Origin of the sequence: Rhizobium ecuadorense, assembly GCF_001187535.1 — a bacterium.
GTDB lineage: Bacteria > Pseudomonadota > Alphaproteobacteria > Rhizobiales > Rhizobiaceae > Rhizobium > Rhizobium ecuadorense.
In genome coordinates this window covers 1-239 of the sequence record NZ_LFIO01001849.1, presented here as the reverse complement: position 1 = coordinate 239, position 239 = coordinate 1, and the positions used below count along the sequence as shown (strand labels likewise).

1 pseudogene is annotated in these 239 nt (G+C 61.1%); it reads left to right on the top strand.

Going from position 1 to position 239, the window contains the following annotated elements:
* Positions 1 to 239 (top strand): annotated as a pseudogene (locus tag AF337_RS39060) (tol-pal system protein YbgF); the annotation flags it as partial.

The following is a 239-nucleotide window of genomic DNA, read 5'->3' as shown; positions in this document are numbered from 1 at the left end:
CTCGGCCAGCCGCCGAAGGAGCTCGGCTCGATCGATTTCGATCAGAGCGGTAATCCGATCGGCGGAAGCGTCGACGAAAATGCGACAATCGGTTCCGGGCCGATTCCCGATGCCAACACCAAAACGCCGCAGCAGACCGCCTCGCTCGGCAGCGAAGCCGACCAATACAAGGCCGCCTATGGCCACGTGCTGTCCGGCGATTACAGCACGGCGGAACAGGAATTCACGCAGTATATCAC